This is a genomic window from Streptomyces sp. NPDC059010 (assembly GCF_042740355.1).
Classification (GTDB): domain Bacteria; phylum Actinomycetota; class Actinomycetes; order Streptomycetales; family Streptomycetaceae; genus Streptomyces.
On the sequence record NZ_JBHYJA010000008.1, the window covers coordinates 49809 to 64541 of the forward strand.

Annotated in this window: 13 protein-coding genes; 3 read left to right on the forward strand and 10 right to left on the reverse strand. The window is 72.1% G+C overall.

All coding sequences use genetic code 11. The annotated features are described in order from the left end of the window. Nucleotides 1-253: 253 nt before the first annotated feature. A complete protein-coding gene (locus ACFWYS_RS10260) occupies nucleotides 254-922 on the reverse strand; it encodes a class F sortase (protein WP_384765599.1) in 669 nt (222 codons plus the stop codon). Next, nucleotides 919-1320, reverse strand: a complete 402-nt coding sequence (locus tag ACFWYS_RS10265) for a sortase-dependent protein (RefSeq protein ID WP_384765601.1) — start codon at nucleotides 1318-1320, stop codon at nucleotides 919-921. Before ACFWYS_RS10265 ends, ACFWYS_RS10260 begins: the two co-directional genes overlap by 4 nt. A gap of 315 nt (nucleotides 1321-1635) precedes the next feature. On the opposite strand from ACFWYS_RS10265, the gene ACFWYS_RS10270 reads away from it, so the two are divergent. The 3 genes from ACFWYS_RS10270 to ACFWYS_RS10280 all read left to right on the forward strand — a co-directional run bounded on the left by ACFWYS_RS10270 (nucleotide 1636) and on the right by ACFWYS_RS10280 (nucleotide 5615). After that, on the forward strand, nucleotides 1636-4383 hold the full coding sequence (locus ACFWYS_RS10270) for a hypothetical protein (RefSeq protein ID WP_384765603.1): 2748 nt from the start codon (nucleotides 1636-1638) through the stop codon (nucleotides 4381-4383). Between the two features lie 47 nt (nucleotides 4384-4430). Then, nucleotides 4431-4853 (forward strand): DUF6153 family protein, encoded by a 423-nt coding sequence (locus ACFWYS_RS10275; RefSeq protein ID WP_384765604.1) that lies wholly within the window; start codon nucleotides 4431-4433, stop codon nucleotides 4851-4853. A gap of 111 nt (nucleotides 4854-4964) precedes the next feature. Continuing rightward, a complete protein-coding gene (locus tag ACFWYS_RS10280; RefSeq protein WP_384765606.1) occupies nucleotides 4965-5615 on the forward strand; it encodes a DUF305 domain-containing protein in 651 nt (216 codons plus the stop codon). Between the two features lie 125 nt (nucleotides 5616-5740). Here ACFWYS_RS10280 and ACFWYS_RS10285 read toward each other — a convergent pair whose 3' ends face one another. From ACFWYS_RS10285 to ACFWYS_RS10320, 8 genes are all read right to left on the reverse strand, one after another. Beyond that, on the reverse strand, nucleotides 5741-7720 hold the full coding sequence (locus ACFWYS_RS10285) for a right-handed parallel beta-helix repeat-containing protein (protein ID WP_384765607.1): 1980 nt from the start codon (nucleotides 7718-7720) through the stop codon (nucleotides 5741-5743). A 172-nt stretch (nucleotides 7721-7892) separates the two neighbouring features. Continuing rightward, nucleotides 7893-9695 carry an ABC transporter ATP-binding protein gene (locus ACFWYS_RS10290; RefSeq protein WP_384765609.1) on the reverse strand — a complete coding sequence of 601 codons (1803 nt, stop codon included), beginning with the start codon at nucleotides 9693-9695 and terminating at the stop codon, nucleotides 7893-7895. After that, on the reverse strand, nucleotides 9692-10204 hold the full coding sequence (locus ACFWYS_RS10295; protein WP_384765610.1) for a lasso peptide biosynthesis B2 protein: 513 nt from the start codon (nucleotides 10202-10204) through the stop codon (nucleotides 9692-9694). The genes ACFWYS_RS10290 and ACFWYS_RS10295 overlap by 4 nt, the downstream gene beginning before the upstream one ends. Then, nucleotides 10201-10473, reverse strand: coding sequence for a PqqD family protein (locus ACFWYS_RS10300; protein WP_384765611.1), 273 nt, complete (start codon nucleotides 10471-10473; stop codon nucleotides 10201-10203). Before ACFWYS_RS10300 ends, ACFWYS_RS10295 begins: the two co-directional genes overlap by 4 nt. 4 nt (nucleotides 10474-10477) lie before the next feature. Further along, nucleotides 10478-11950 (reverse strand): asparagine synthase-related protein, encoded by a 1473-nt coding sequence (locus ACFWYS_RS10305; protein WP_384765613.1) that lies wholly within the window; start codon nucleotides 11948-11950, stop codon nucleotides 10478-10480. A 478-nt stretch (nucleotides 11951-12428) separates the two neighbouring features. After that, nucleotides 12429-13223, reverse strand: a complete 795-nt coding sequence (locus ACFWYS_RS10310; RefSeq protein WP_384765614.1) for an alpha/beta fold hydrolase — start codon at nucleotides 13221-13223, stop codon at nucleotides 12429-12431. Nucleotides 13224-13309: 86 nt separating this feature from the next. Then, nucleotides 13310-14014, reverse strand: coding sequence for a response regulator transcription factor (locus tag ACFWYS_RS10315; protein WP_384765616.1), 705 nt, complete (start codon nucleotides 14012-14014; stop codon nucleotides 13310-13312). A gap of 72 nt (nucleotides 14015-14086) precedes the next feature. After that, entirely contained in the window at nucleotides 14087-14593 is a 507-nt protein-coding gene (locus tag ACFWYS_RS10320; RefSeq protein WP_384765617.1) for a MarR family winged helix-turn-helix transcriptional regulator, read from the reverse strand. Nucleotides 14594-14733 lie beyond the last annotated feature (140 nt).

Consider the following 14733-nt stretch of genomic DNA (forward strand, 5'->3'; position numbering starts at 1 on the left):
TACACCGCGCGGGTCCCCCACCCCCGGCCCCCGGCGCCCACCCGGGGTGTTGAGGGCGCCGGGGGGTTTGGGGGGGCCCTGTGGGGCGTCGCGGCCGCCCCGGCGGCACCAGCCGGCGAGGCGCGGGTACAGGGCGGCGAACAGCTCGGACGCCGCCTCGTCTCGGGACCGTATCAACGCTCTCCAACGCTCTCCGTGGTCGTGCACGACACTCGCCGGCAGGCCGACAGGCCATCAGAGCCTGTGAAAGCCCTCAGGCCGCCGTCTTGCTCAGCACCGCGAACACGATCACGTTGTCGCGGTACTCCTCCCCCTCCCGCGGCCCCCCGCAGGTGATCAGCCGCAACTCCGGCCGGTCCACGTCCCCGTAGACCTCCTTCGCCGGAAAGTCCGCCTTGGCCACCGTCCGTACGGCACTCACCGCGAACTCCGCCGTGCTGCCGTCCTCCCTGCGCGCCACGATCCGGTCGCCCCGGTGCAGCCGGGCGAGGTGCCGGAACACCCCGTCCCCGTAGGCGCCCACTGTGACATGGCCGAGGATGACCGACGGGCCGACCTGGCCCGGCGTCGGCGAGTGCCGGTACCAGCCCGCGCGGTCGTCGGCCGCGATCGGCGGCACCTGCACCGTGCCGTCCGACCCGAGCCCGAGACCGATGAGGGGGGTGTCGACCTCGATCGCCGGGATCCGCAGCCGGACCGGGACCGAACGCCCCAGCGCACGCCCCGAGTTCGCGGACGCCGACCCGGCGGACGGGGACTCCCCGGACTTCCCGGACTCCCCGGCCCCCTCCGCCCCACGGTGCCGCCGGGAGCCCGCGCTCGTGGCGTCCTGACCCGCCTCGTCACCACCGCAGCCCACCAGCAGCGAGGCCAGCCCCGCCGTCGCCGCCGTCGCGAACGCGCGCCTGGACAGCGGCGTCACGCCTCGTTCGCCCGCCGACGCCGTACGACGAACGTCGTCGCTCCACCGGCGAGGAGCAGCGCGGCCGCTCCGCCGCCGATCAGCCCGCCCTGTTCCGTCCCGGACGACGAAGACGTCCCCGCGACTCCGGTGTCGGGCGCCCCCGACGGTACGACGGACACCTGGCCGGCCTCCGACGGCACCCGGGTCGGCTCGGCGCTCGGCACCGCGCTGGGGTCCGTGCCGGGCGGGCGGGTCGGCTCGGCGCTGGGGACCGGGGAGGCCGACTCCGAAGGGGCGCTGGTGGAGGTCGGGCTGGGCGCCGGAGTCGCCGAAGTCCCGTCGGCGAACGCGGGCGTGACGCCCGCCAGCAGGGCGGTGCAGGTAAGTGCCAGGGCACTGAGGGCAGTTCGGCGCATCGATTCGCTCTCTTTCGTCGGCCCGGCCGGTACTGCCGTACGCGGCGGACTGGGTGACGGGTCGAGCGGAGAGACGACTCGGCGGCGGGGCAGGTTGTAAAGAGAGGGCAAAGCCGAGCGGGGCCGTGCCGCTCGGCGGCCCGGTGCCCTTCCGGTGGAGCGAGCGTGCCCGGGACCCGTCCCGCGTGCACGGCGTCACGATTGCGGCTCAACGGGCGTCAGGCTTGGTGAAGTTGGGTACACCCGTGGCCTGCGCGGTTACCGTGTGCAGCATGCCCTGTACGGAACGGACGGAGTCAAGGCTCGGTTGATCACGTGACAGACACTTCCCCCACCGTGGTGATCCTCACGGCGCTTCGCGTGGAGCACGAGGCCGTACGGAAGTTCATCGTCCGAGGAAGGGAGGTGCGTCACAGCGACGGCACGATCTTCCACTGCGGACGTTTCCGGGGCACCGACTGGCATGTCGCCCTGGCCCGAACCGGCGAGGGCAACGACTCCGCCGCGGCCATCGCCATGCAGGGCCACCAGATGTTCCGGCCCAAGGCCCAGCTCTTCGTGGGCATAGCCGGTTCCCTCAAACCGGACATAGCCCTGGGGGACGTCGTCGTCGCCAGCAAGGTGTACGCGATCCACGGCGCCCGTGCGAGCGGTACGTCCTTCCAGGCACGCCCCACCTCCTACCAGGCGGCCCACCCGCTGATGCAGGCCGCGCACTCCGCCGAGTCGAAGCTGGGCAACAGGCTTCGGGTGCACACCAAGCCGATCGCCGCCGGTGACGTCCTGCTCGACAGCAGCGAGTCCGCGCTGCGGGAGTGGCTCAGGGAGCACTTCAACGACGCCGCCGCCATCGAGATGGAGGGTGCCGGCACATCCCGGGCCGGTCATGTCGCGGGGCTCGACACCCTCATCATCCGCGGGATCAGCGACCAGGCCGACGGGAACAAGCGGAACGCCGACGCCTCCGGCTCGCAGGAGGTCGCCGCCGCCAACGCCGCGACGTTCGCCCGCGCCGTCCTCGCCAAGTTCGGCACCGAGCCCGACGGACCGGGGACGACCGGCGGTGGGGAGCTCCAAGGGGCACACCAGGAGCCGACCCCGGTCGGTTCGTCCGTTCTCCCTGATCCGCCTGTTCCGCCCGTTGCCAATGTTCAGTCCGTTCCGCACGTTCGGTCCGGCCCCCGCACGCCGCCCCTGCTCTCCCGCCGCCCCCGCCTCGCCTGGCGCAAAGGGGCCGCCGCGGCCCTGGCCGTGGTCGTGCTGGCCGGCTCCGGCTGGCTCGTCAACAGTTGCGGCAAGAGCAAGGAACCCACCGGCCTGCCGCACTGCGACGACGCGAACTCCCCGCCGCTTCGCATAGCCGCCTCGGTCGACCTGTCGACGGAGCTGCGCCGGGCCGCGGAGGACTACGGTCTGCGCCGCAGCGGCGACATCTGCGTCCGCGTCGAGGTCTCCGAGGTCAACTCAGGCACCGGGATGGAGCGCCTCACGAAGGGCTGGAGCGGCGACGGGGAGCCCAACGTGTGGTCACCCGCCAGCAGCGACTGGCTGGCGCTGGCCCGTGCGCGGGCGGGCAAGGAGACCGCGGGCCTGTTCCCGAAGTCGGCGCGGGCGATCGTGAAGAGCCCGCTGACCATCGCGATGCCCAAGCCGATGGCCGAGGCGCTGGGCTGGCCGGAGAGCGCGGTCGGCTGGAAGGACCTCGCGGAGTGGGCCAAGGACCCGCAGGACTTCTGGCGGGACCGCAAGGAGGAGCAGTGGGGGCCGCTCAAACTCGGCAAGACCAACCCCGGCTACTCGACGTCCGGGCTCGACGCCACGATCGGCGCCTTCTACGCGGTGACGGAGACCAGCGGTGAACTCTCCGTGCGGGACATAGAGAAGAAGAGCAACCAGGACTTCGTCCGGCAGATCGAGAAGTCCGTGGTGCACTACGGCGACACCACGCTGACGTTCCTCAAGAACCTCCGGGAGGCGGACGACTCCGGCGGCTCCCAGGCGGCGCTGGACTACATCTCCGCCGTCACGGTCGAGGAGAACTCGGTCGTCGCCTACAACAACGGCTACCCGTGCGGCGCGCTCAGCGCGGAGCCGGGCTGCGCGAAGACGAGCAGGCCGGAAACACCGCTGGTGTCCTTCTATCCGGCGGACGGCGTCCCGGTCAGCGACCACCCGTATGTGCAGCTGAACAACATGACCCCGGCGCTGCGGAGCGTCTCCGACGACTTCCTCGGCTATCTGCACGACCCCGCGGTGCACGAGAAGCACTTCACGCCGTACGGCTACCGCACCCACCAGGCCAAGCCCACCGGCCTCGTCACCCAGGACAACGGCGCCCTCCCGAACACCCCGCTCAAGGACTTCTACCCCCCGCGCGGCGCCGTCCTCGGACAGCTCCTCCAGGCCTGGCCCACGCTGCGGCGCCGGGCCCATGTGCTCGTCGTGATCGACAACTCCACGTCGATGAACGAGGACGTCCCCGGCAGCGGCAAGACCAAGATGGAGCTGCTGAAGGGGGCCGAGTCCGCGCTGTTCGGGGAGTTCGCCGCCACCGACGAGGTGGGGCTGTGGAAGTTCTCCAGCGCACCGTACGCCGACGACGACCACCACTATCTGCCGCTCGTCCCCATCGGCCCCATGGGCGGCGCCGTGCCCGGCAAGTCCGGCAGGATCCGGGCGGGGCAGCTGAAGGCCGAGGTCGACGGACTCGTACCGGAAGGGGCCACGGGGCTCTACGGCACGACCGTCGCGGCGGTGCAGACCATGCGTGAGGACTACGACCCCACCGCGATCAACGCGGTCGTGCTGCTCACCGACGGCCGCAACGAGGGGGTGCCCTCCGACCCCACCACGCTGGAGGACGTCCTCGCCAAGGCCGGACAGCCCAGCGAGCGCGTCAGGGTCTTCACCATCGCGTACGGCTCCAAGGCCGACGAGGACGACGCGACCGGCAAGAGCGTGCTGGAGCGGATCGCCTTCGAGAGCGGCGGGCGGGCCTATGACGCGCGGGAGCATCCCGAGACGATCAGGGAGGTCCTGACGAGCGTGATCTCCAACTTCTGACCGACTCCTGGTGAACCGACCGCGGGCGGCATCCGTACGATGAGGGCGTGACCGCCCGTGCACAGCACCATCGTGCGCTGCGGCTCCCGATGCAGGGGCCGTGGCGCATGCTTCTGCTGCTCGGGCTGCTCGCCGGGGTGGTCGCGATGCACGGGCTCGGACCCGGCAACACGGTCACGGCAGCCTCCGCCCACCACCCCCACGCGCGCGCCATGACCGCCGCGCACATGCCGGCCACGACCGACGAATCCGTCTGCCACGGCGGCACCACGGGCGGCGGGCACGCACAGCACGCCGACCCGACCTGTGCCTCCGGTGCCGTCGGCGCGGGGCCCGCACTGCCGGCCCTGCTGCCCGACCCGGCCGGCGGTGCCGTCTCCGGCGACCTCGACGGCCGTTCCGTGGCCACCGCGCCCGAGGGCGGACGCGCGCCTCCCTCGCTGGCCGAACTGCAGATCCTGCGGACTTAGGACAAGGCCGAGCCGTTCCCCCTGCACCAACGCCGGGGGCGTACGGCACTCAGCCATGCCCGTGCCGCGCCCAGGTGCGCGGCGACCCACGCACCTCGCAGGAGATCCAGCATGACCAGCAAGACCAGCAGTCGTACCCTGTTCCGTCGCGCCGCCCTGGCCACGACGGCCGTCACCGCCGCCCTCGTCCTCGCCGCCTGCGGCGGTGACGGAAGCTCGGACGGCGCCGCCGACGCGCCCGCCGCCTCTTCCCCGGCGAGCACCGGCGCCCACAACGACCAGGACGTCACCTTCGCGCAGGGCATGATCCCGCACCACCAGCAGGCTGTGGAGATGGCGGGGATGGCCGCCGACGGCGCGTCCTCGGCGGCGGTCAAGGACCTCGCCGCGCGCATCCAGAAGGCGCAGGACCCGGAGATCGAGACGATGTCCGGGTGGCTGAAGACCTGGGGCGAGGACGTGCCCTCGGCGATGCCCGGCATGGACCACTCCGGCGGTCACTCGTCCGGCGGCGGGTCGGGCATGGCAGGAATGATGGACCAGGAGGACATGGACAAGCTGTCGAAGGCGTCCGGCAAGGACTTCGACACCATGTTCCTGACCATGATGATCGAGCACCACGAGGGCGCGGTGGAGATGGCCACCACCGAGAAGACGAAGGGCCGGTACGGCCCCGCGACCGAACTGGCCGACGCCGTCATCACCGCCCAGACCGCCGAGATCAAGGAGATGAACAAGCTCCTCGGCAAGAGCGGCGCCTGACGCGGACGCGCTCTGAGGTAGGCGGGCTCTGACGCAGGCGGGCCCTGAAGCGGGCGGCGAGGAGTGGCTCACATCGGCTCACTCCCCGCCGCCCGCGATCTCTCCGACCCGGCCCACTCCGTCAGTTACGGCCTCAGACCCAGCCCCCGCCGGTACGACGGCTGCGGCCCCGCCCGGTCCACGATCGCGGCGCATGCCGGGCGGGCCGCGCAGTCCGCGGCGGGGTCGGCCGGGGTGAGCCGCGTGTTGTCCTTGAACTCCAGGTCGTGCGGGTCGCCGCAGTCCGGGGCGGGTGGCCAGCCTCCGGGGTAGTCCCGGCGGGGCAGCCAGTCGGGTACGGCGTCGTCCCAGAAGTTGCCGCGGTAGCGGATGTTCCGGACGGGCCGGTCGCCCCACTCCTCGCTGCACCCGCCGATCGAGGCGCGGTAGCTGTGGACGGCGTTGTCCCGCACGGTGATCCAGTTGCTGCTGTCGTCGGTGTAGATGCCGACGTTCCACTCGCCGTACGCACTGCCCGTCACCGCGTTGCCGCTGACGACGGCGCCGTCCGCGTGCGAGGTGCCCTGTTCGCCGCGCAGATAGATGCCGCCGCCGTCGGCCAGGAGGCGGTTGGTGGCGAAGACCCGGTTGCCGACGATGCGGTTGCCGCGCATCAGGCCGCGCAGGTCGTCGCTGGGGCCGGAGAGGATGCCGGTGTAGGGCACGTGGTCGACCTGGTTGTGCGCGATGGTCGTCTCACGGCCGCCGGTGTCCCAGATGCCGGAGGCGGCGTGGTGGTCCGCCGCGATGTGGTGGATCCAGTTGTTGGTGATGCGGTTGCCCCGGTTGCTGCCCTTGGTGTCCGGCGGCAGCACGCCGAGTACGACACCGCCGTCGGAGATGTCGGTGAAGACGTTGCCGTCGACCGTGTTGTGCGAGCTGTTCTCGGAGAACTCCAGCCCCTGCGCGCCGAGATGGACGAACCGGTTGCCCCGGAAGGTGATGCGCTCGGCGGTCCGGAAGGCGACGTTCCCCGGCACGGTGAGCAGCCGCGGCTCATCCGCCCTCTCCCCCTTGCCCGGCCGCAGATACATGCTCCAGGCGGCGGCGAACCCGGCGGGCTCGCTCGGCGCCAGCCACCCGGCATGCGCGAACGTCAGCCCCTCGAAGGCGATGTCGTGCACCGGCCGTCCGGGGCTGCCCGTACCGCTGACCAGCGTCTCCAGCACCGGCGCCGTCACTTTCGCCCGCCCCATGTCCTCCCCCGCCCTGGGCCGGTACAGCAGCTCGTGCCGCCCCGGCCGGGAGCGGTCGAGATACCAGCTGCCCGGCTTCCCGAGGAAGCTCGGCGAGTTCTCGACGTCGGACGGCATGGCCAGCAGCTCCGCCCCGTACAGGTCACGGGCCAGCCGCCAGCACGGCTGGTCCATCCGGATCGTCGTCAGATCGCCCGGCCCCCGGGAGACACCCGCGACACCGCACCGGCCCTCGACGTAGGCGAACCGGAACCGCAGCTCGATGTCCTCGGGCACCCGCCAGCCACGGGGCACGGCACTGGTGGTGGTCAGGCCGCCGGACGTCACCTTCAGTTTGCCGGGGATGCCATCGCCCTGACCGGCCCGCGCGGCCCGCCTCCCCCCGACGTACAACTGCCGTGTGTCGAGCGCCCCGACGTCCGCCCGCCACACCCCCCGCCGCGCCGGATCGGGCCGCCACCCCCGGATTTCCCGGCCACCGCTGAGGGTGACCGGCTCCTGCAGGGCGGTGCCGTAGCCGTACGCCCGGTAGACCACCCGATGCCCGCCGCGCCCAGAGTCCCCGCGCGCCTCCGACATCCGCAGCGGAGCGCTCAGCCGATACGTCCCGCCCCGCAGATTCACCACGATGTCCGAGGTCATGGCCCCCGTCCCGGCCCGCACGGCCTGCTGCGCCCTGGCGGGCGTGGCGAACGGCCGCTCGAAGGTGCCCGGCCACCGGTCGCTCCCCCAGGGCGCCACATACAGCTGCTGTGCGGCAGGCCCTCCGCCGTGCGCCGACGCCGACGTCGGGGGAGCGGCTGCCCAGGCCCCACCGGACACTGCCACTATCAGCGCCGATACGACCGCCCCGACCCGCAGGTCCGCCATGTTCCCGCTCCTCCCGTTCGCCGGACGTGTCCATGGTCGGGCGGGGGCGGCACCGGGCGCGTCGGCCGATCGTCGCTCGCTGTGCGTCTTTGGTAGCGGCTGGGGACGCCGATGTGTGCCGACGCGTCCGACCGAAGACGGAGGATCCTCCGAGGCACGGCGGAGCGGCGGCTCAGCGGCGCGCCCCGACCCCGGCCTGCTGGGACACGCGGCGGTAGTGCTCGCTGCTCGCCAGCAGTTCGTCGTGGGTGCCGGTGGCCGTGACCCGGCCGGCGTCCAGGACGACGACGGCGTCGGCGGCGCGGATCGTGGAGTAGCGGTGGGCGATGACCAGCAGGGCGCACTCGTCGGTGATCCGGCCGATCGAGCGGCGCAGGGCCGCCTCGTTGGCCGCGTCCAGGTGGGCCGTCGGCTCGTCGAGGAGCAGGAGCGCGGGGTGGGTGAGGAGGGAACGGGCCAGGGCGACGCGCTGGCGTTCGCCGCCGGAGAGGCACATGCCCCGCTCGCCTGCCTCCGTGTCCAGTCCGTGCGGGGAGCGGGCGACCACCTCGGTGAGCTGCGCCAGTTCGATGGCCCGGTCCAGGTCGGCCGGGTCCGCGTCGGGCGCGGCGTACAGGAGGTTCTCGCGCAGCGTGCCGTACAGCACCGGCGCGTGCTGCTCCACCAGGCCGATCCGGGCGCGGTGCGCGGCCGGGTCCAGGGTGCGGACGTCCCCGCCCTCGAACAGGACGCGGCCGGCGTCGGGGTCGTAGAAGCGCTCGGCCAGCGCGAAGATCGTGGACTTGCCGGCGCCGGAGCTGCCGATCAGGGCGACGTGGCCGTGCCGGGGGACGGTGAAGGAGACGCCGCGCAGGACCGGGCGGGAGGGGTCGTAGCCGAAGCGGACGTTCTGGAAGTCCAGTACGGGGGTGCCGTCCCCCGGGGTTGCGGCCCGCCGGGCGGCACGGGGCTCGGGTTCCCGTGGGAGGTCGAGGACCTCGGTGATGCGCCGCAGCGCGCCCAGCCCCTGGCGCATGGTGCTCAGCGCCTGGAAGAGGGCCGCGACCGGGGCCATCAGATACAGCATGTAGAGCAGGAACGCGGCGAGTTCGGCCACCGCGGCAGTGGTCGAGGCCCCCGCGCCGTCCGCGTCCGCCGCCCGCATGCCGCCGATCAGCAGCACCAGCAGGAACGAACCGTTGATGGTGAGCATGACCGCCGGGGCGATCACCGCGTCCAGGGTGCCGACCCGCACACTCTGGGCGTACGCCGTCCGCGCCTCGGCCCCGATGCGCAGCGTCTCGCGCTCCTCGGCGCGGCTGGCGCGCACGGTGCGGATGGCGCCCAGCGCCCGCTCCAGCTCGGCGGTCATCGCGCCGGTCGCCTGCTGGGCGCGCAGCGAGGCCCGTTCGATGCCGCGCAGCACCGACGCCACCGCCAGCGAGCCGACCACGATCACGGCCAGCACCAGCAGGAACAGCACCCAGTCCAGCCACACCATCAGGGCGACGACCCCGACGAGCCCGATGGTGCCGGTCACCGCGTCGGTGAAGCCCTCCGAGACGAGCAGCCGCAGGGCGGTGCTGTCGGCACTTGTGCGGGCGATCAGATCGCCGGTGCGATGGCGGTCGTACGTGCGCATGGGCAGCCGCAGCAGCTGGGCGATCAGGTCGAGACGCAGGCCGAGGACGACGCCCTCGCCGGTGCGGGCCAGCGCATAGCGGGCCACGCCCTGCACAGCGGCCTGGGCGAGGAAGAGGGCCACGAGCAGCCCGACCGGCCCACCCGTCGCCGCCCCCTCGCCCGCCGCCTCGATGACCCGCTTGACCACCAGGGGCTGGGCGAGGGCGAGCGCGGAGCCGGCCAGGGCCAGCAGCGCGGCCCACCCGATCCTGCGGCCGTGGCCGCGCAGGACGCGGCGGATCTCCTGCGCGCCGGTGCGAGGCCGCCCGCCGGTCATTGCGCCGGTCATTCCGTCGGTCATTTCGCCGGTCATACGGCGCTCCGTACGCCCTGAACTCGCGGTACATGCTCGGAACCGAACCGCGACAGCACCGTGAACCCGGTGCGGACGCCGGGGATGTCCGCGAGCACCTCCCCGTACAGCTCGGCCCAGGCGTGGAACGCGAACCGCCCTCCGATCGACGAGCGCTGCCGTGCGACGACCACCTCGACCGGCAGACCGAGCGTGCTGAGGTGGACGGCGAGGGCGTACGACCGGGGCAGGCACAGTGCGTTCGGGTCGGCCAGGCGCAGAGCCGTGAGACAGGGCAGTACCTCGCGGCGGGCGAGGCGGATCGCCTCCGGCGGCTCGGTGTCGTGCCGTGTCACGGGGCGCAGGGAGTGCAGATACCGCTGGGCCTCGGGCCAGCCGCGCCGCCTGAGCAGACGGGCGGCCCGAACGGTGCGGGCGGCGGCGAGCACACGTGCCCGGCGGGGTGGACGGGCCGGGGCCGGGCCGGGGTCCCACAGGAGGAACTCCCAGTCGGCGGTGGGGTTGTTCATGGCAGTGTGCCGGGCTCGGCCAGGTGGCTCTCGGTCAGCCGGCCGGTGAGCGTGGCCAGGCCGTCGCGCAGGACGGCCTCGCCGGCGTCGATGCGCTCGCCGAGGTGTCGTACGGCCTCATCGGTGGTGTCGTAGCGGAGCGCGGCCTGAAGCATGAGCGTGGCGACGGGGTTCAGCTCGTAGTACGCGCCTTCGGTACCGGCGAACAGGACCCCGGTGCCGTCGGCGGGGTCGAAGACGGTCTGGTCGGTGAGATGGAGCAGCGGCATGGCGTCATCTCCGGTCGTGGGTCGCGCGGACGGGCCGGACCCGTCCTTCCAGGTTGCCGTCCAGGTCGCGCAGGAAGAGCTCGACCATCGCGGAGCAGATCAGGTTCTCGGCGTTGCGGCGCAGCGCCCGCGGGTCGGCCAGCACCTCGGCGAGCCGGCGCGGGTCGACGACGCCCAGCGCGGTCAGCCGGGCGTCGGGGGCGCCGAGGACGCGGGCGAGGGCATCGGGGTGGCGCAGACACCAGGTCTCGTCGGGGGAGCCCAGCCAGGTCCGGCCGTAGTGCCGCCAGACGTCGGGCGGCAGCCGGTGGGCGGCGGCCAGCCGCAGCACCGGTTTGTCGATGGTGCGCCCGGCGTGCGGGATCAGGCGGTAGGCGTCGGGCAGCCGGGCCGCGAGACACCGCAGCGACCGGCCGCCGAGCGGTTTGACGAGGTGGATGCCGCGCGGCCGCCACAGGGCGAGGTTCAGGGTGTGCTCCTGGGGCGCGAAGTCCGGGTCGTACGACTCGGGCGCGGCATCCGGGTGCGGGACGAGGAAGTCGCTGCCCAGTTCCGTCTCGGCGAGCGCCTCCGGATCGGCGTAGAGGGAGTAGGAGGGCCGGGCGCTGCGCAGCAGCCGGCTCAGTTCCCAGCGGGTGCCGAGCAGTCCGCGCAGCATCCGCCACTTCTCGTACGGCGGCACGTCCGCGGCGCGGACGTCGTGCAGCCCGTAGGACAGCGGGCCGAAGAGCATGTCCCCCTCCAGGCCGGAGGCGAGGACCCGTACGCCGTCGGCGGCGATGCGGTCGGCGAGGTGTTCCAGGGTGCGCAGCCAGACGTGGTTGAAGGGGTGGGGGAGGTCGCGGACGGTGGCGAAGTAGTCCTCGTCGTCCGCGACCCGGTCGATGGTGACCAGGGGCACGTCGAGGTGCCGGCAGACCTGGCGGGCGTACGCGGACTCGTCGGCCGAGGGATCGTCGGTCCCCATGTGGTACGCCGTGACGTCCACGCCGTGGTCGGTGAGCGCGGCGAGGACGGTGGCCGAGTCGACACCGCCGGACAGGAGGATGCCGACGCGGCCGAGGCCCGTCCAGCGGCGGGTCTCCTCCAGCAGCAGGTCGTAGGTGAGGTGGGCGTACTCGCGCAGGGAGGTGCGGCGGGGCAGGTCGAGGGGCGTGGCCCGGTCGTAGGTCTCGGTGTGGGTGGAGCGGGGGCCGAGGACGGCGAACCGTCCGGGGCGCAGCAGGGGACCGAGGTCCGGGTAGAGGAGAACGTCCTCGCCACGGCAGCTGCGCCAGAGGGTCTCGCGGTCGAAGTCCGTCAGACGGAAGTGCGCGTCGAGGAGGTCTCTCGGGTCGGGAGACCAGGAGACCTGCCCGCCGGTCCCGCTGATCCCGCGGTGGAAGATCTGGTCGGGGCTGCACAGCCCGCGGAATATGAGGGTCCCGTGCGGGGTGGCGACACCCCCGGAGAGTTCCGGAGGGAGGGCCCTGAGCATACGGGCGAGAGTCTTGTATTGCCCCTCGGACGTGACATTCGTAATACTCCGAGACGTGACATCCGTAATGCTCTGGACGAATTCCAGGGATGGACGGAATGCGGGTCGACCGACGAAAAGAACACGACGGCTCAACCATTGAAACGAGAAATACCCGTCGGATGTGGCGGCCCCTCCCCACCCGTTTGTCGCAGCAGGTGAGGGGCCTGAACGACGATCCGTCACAGGATGTTGCCGTGGCCTAGGAGGTCGGGAACACCGCGGCGAAGCTGCCCGGTTAGTTCTTCGATCCGGCCTAGGAGGACCACTGTCGGGGCTGTGTACCTCAGCATGTTCTTCACCTTCTTTCCCTCACGATCAATCTATTACCACCTACCTCGAATATCATCCCGAAACCGAGCCGGAACAAAAAAATTGGGGCTTTTTTTGGCAGACCAAAGATTCGACACGGATGCATGGGCGGTACGCGGGATCCGGGTCACTCCCGCTTTTCCGCCCGTCGGATCGGCAGCATCGTCGGAGCCGGCTCGTTGTCCAGGAAGTCGAGGACGATCCGGTTGACCTCGGCGGGCTTCTCCAGCGGCAGCGCGTGCGAGGCGCCGGGGACGACGGCCAGTTCGGAGCCGGGGATCGCGCGGTACAGGGCGACGGTGTGCTCCAGCGTCATCAGGTCGTCGTCGCCGACGAGGACGAGGGTGGGTACGGCGATACGGGCCAGGTCGTCGGTGGTGAGGTCCGGCTGCGTGGTGATCATCTCGGTCAACTTGCCCGCGACGACGGGCCAGTGGTCCGCGCCGTCGGGCGACACGGCCTCGTACATCTCACGGAACGGCGCCATACCGGGACCGTCGGGATCCAGCTCCGTGAACATCGCCGGGTCCGCAAGGCACTCCGGGGCCGGACGGAAGTTGGCCCCCATGGCGACGACCTTGCGGACCAGGTCGGGCCGGGCGAGGGCGACCAGCAGGGCGACGATCCCGCCGTCGCTCCACCCGACGAGATGGGCGGGCCCGCCGACGACCGTCTCGATGAAGGCGACGGTGTCGTCGGCCATGTCCTGGTAGGACAGCGGCCCCGCGACATCGGGCGTACGGCCGTGCCCCCGGCGCTCGGGGAGCAGCACGCGGTACCTCGCCGCGAGGTCCCCGCGCTGTGCCTGCCAGGTCTCGTTGGTGCAGAACCCGCCGTGCAGCAGGAGCAGTGGATCGGCGTCGCCGTCACCGTCGGCGTCGTACCACGTCCGCACCCCCGGCAACTGCACGTATTCGCCCATGGCTGAGGACTCCGGCCTCTCGCTCCGCCAACGCTCACAGCCAGTCTCCGCCGCAGGTCACCCGCCCCGCAACGCGGCGCGGCACATCAGCCGGCCCGCCCGAGCCAGTACCCGAAACCCCGCCGCGTATGGATCAGCGCCGGCTCCCCCGGATCGCTGTCCACCTTGCGACGCAGCCGCGAGACAAGCTTCTCGATCGCCTCGTTGGCCCGGAAGTCCCCCCAGACATGGCGGCCGATCTGCTCCTTCGACAGCACGCACCCGGCGTTGACGAGCAGATGGCGCAGCAGGCGGTACTCGGCGGGCGTCAGGTCGAGGGAGCGGGTGCCGCGCCGGGCCCGGCAGGCGGCGGCGTCCAGGACCAGGTCGCCGTAGTGCGGCAGGCCCGGCTGCCGTTCCGGGCCCCGGCGGCGCAGCAGGACCTCGACCCGGGCGAGGACCTCGGCGATACGCAGCGGCTTGGTGACGTAGTCCTGCTCGCCCGGGCCGAGTTCGGGGACGAGACGGTGGAGCGAGTCGCAGGTGGTGAGGAAGAGCAGCGGGGCCGGGGGCAGCCGGGTGAGGTGCGGGAGGAGTACGGCGTCCCACACCGCCAGGTCGAAGCCGTGCTCGGTCAGCCGGGTCATACCCTCGGCACCGGTACCGGCCGTGCCGACCCGGTACCCGGCCAACTCCAGTGTGGTGCTGAGCAGTTCACTGTCTCCCGGATCACCGGCGACGACCAGCACCCGCTGTCCGTCCCCGCGCGGAGGCGAGGGTTTCTCCAGGAGGTTCGAGAGCTTCGCGGTCATGGCGACACCCTTCGTGTGGGGGGATGCGCTGTGCGCCGGGGTGGTTCGGGGTGGGTCGTCGGGCTGGGTTCGTCAGGCGGTCGGGCCGAGGTCGGCCGGGATCTCCGCGTGGGTGACGAAGTCGTCGACCAGGCGGTGGAAGAGCCCGGCCAGCCGGTGCAGGTCCTCGTCGGACCAGTCGGCCAGGGCCATGGCCATGCCGACGCGATTGGCCTCCCGGACACGGTCCACGGCCGCCCTCCCCGCGTCGGTGAGCTCGATGCGCTGGGCACGCCGGTCGTGCGGGTCGGCGGCCCTGACCACATAGCCGCCCCGCTCCAACCGCTGCACCTGGCGCGTGACATGGGACGCCTCCACCGCCAGCAACCCGGCCAGCACGCCGGGCCGCATCGGTTCGGTGTCGGCGAGGCGGCGCAGGATCGCCACGGCGGCCCGGTCCAGGGCCAGACCGGCCAGGGCCATCAGGGACTCGTGCTGTCGCACCCGGCCCGCCAGATAGGCGACCCGGGTGAGGCACTTCTCGATCTCCACGATGTCCGTCGGGACGGGCGACGCTGCTTCATACGAGGGTGCGGCCATGGCCCACACCGTACAGCAAATGCTTGCTTGACTTAAGTAACCCAATCATGCTTGCCTAAGTTAAGCAATAAAGAGCACGACCGCAGACCGGGGCCGCCTTGAGCGGAGGACGGCCCCACGCGCCGCCCCGTGGGGACGGG

Bases quoted from the DNA above. Each gene is read 5' to 3' on its own strand.
- ACFWYS_RS10265 (WP_384765601.1), bottom strand. From the start codon at position 1,320: ATGCGCCGAACTGCCCTCAGTGCCCTGGCACTTACCTGCACCGCCCTG.
- ACFWYS_RS10280 (WP_384765606.1), top strand. From the start codon at position 4,965: ATGACCAGCAAGACCAGCAGTCGTACCCTGTTCCGTCGCGCCGCCCTG.
- ACFWYS_RS10285 (WP_384765607.1), bottom strand. From the start codon at position 7,720: ATGGCGGACCTGCGGGTCGGGGCGGTCGTATCGGCGCTGATAGTGGCA.
- ACFWYS_RS10290 (WP_384765609.1), bottom strand. From the start codon at position 9,695: ATGACCGGCGAAATGACCGACGGAATGACCGGCGCAATGACCGGCGGG.
- ACFWYS_RS10295 (WP_384765610.1), bottom strand. From the start codon at position 10,204: ATGAACAACCCCACCGCCGACTGGGAGTTCCTCCTGTGGGACCCCGGC.
- ACFWYS_RS10300 (WP_384765611.1), bottom strand. From the start codon at position 10,473: ATGCCGCTGCTCCATCTCACCGACCAGACCGTCTTCGACCCCGCCGAC.
- ACFWYS_RS10305 (WP_384765613.1), bottom strand. From the start codon at position 11,950: ATGCTCAGGGCCCTCCCTCCGGAACTCTCCGGGGGTGTCGCCACCCCG.
- ACFWYS_RS10310 (WP_384765614.1), bottom strand. From the start codon at position 13,223: ATGGGCGAATACGTGCAGTTGCCGGGGGTGCGGACGTGGTACGACGCC.
- ACFWYS_RS10315 (WP_384765616.1), bottom strand. From the start codon at position 14,014: ATGACCGCGAAGCTCTCGAACCTCCTGGAGAAACCCTCGCCTCCGCGC.
- ACFWYS_RS10320 (WP_384765617.1), bottom strand. From the start codon at position 14,593: ATGGCCGCACCCTCGTATGAAGCAGCGTCGCCCGTCCCGACGGACATC.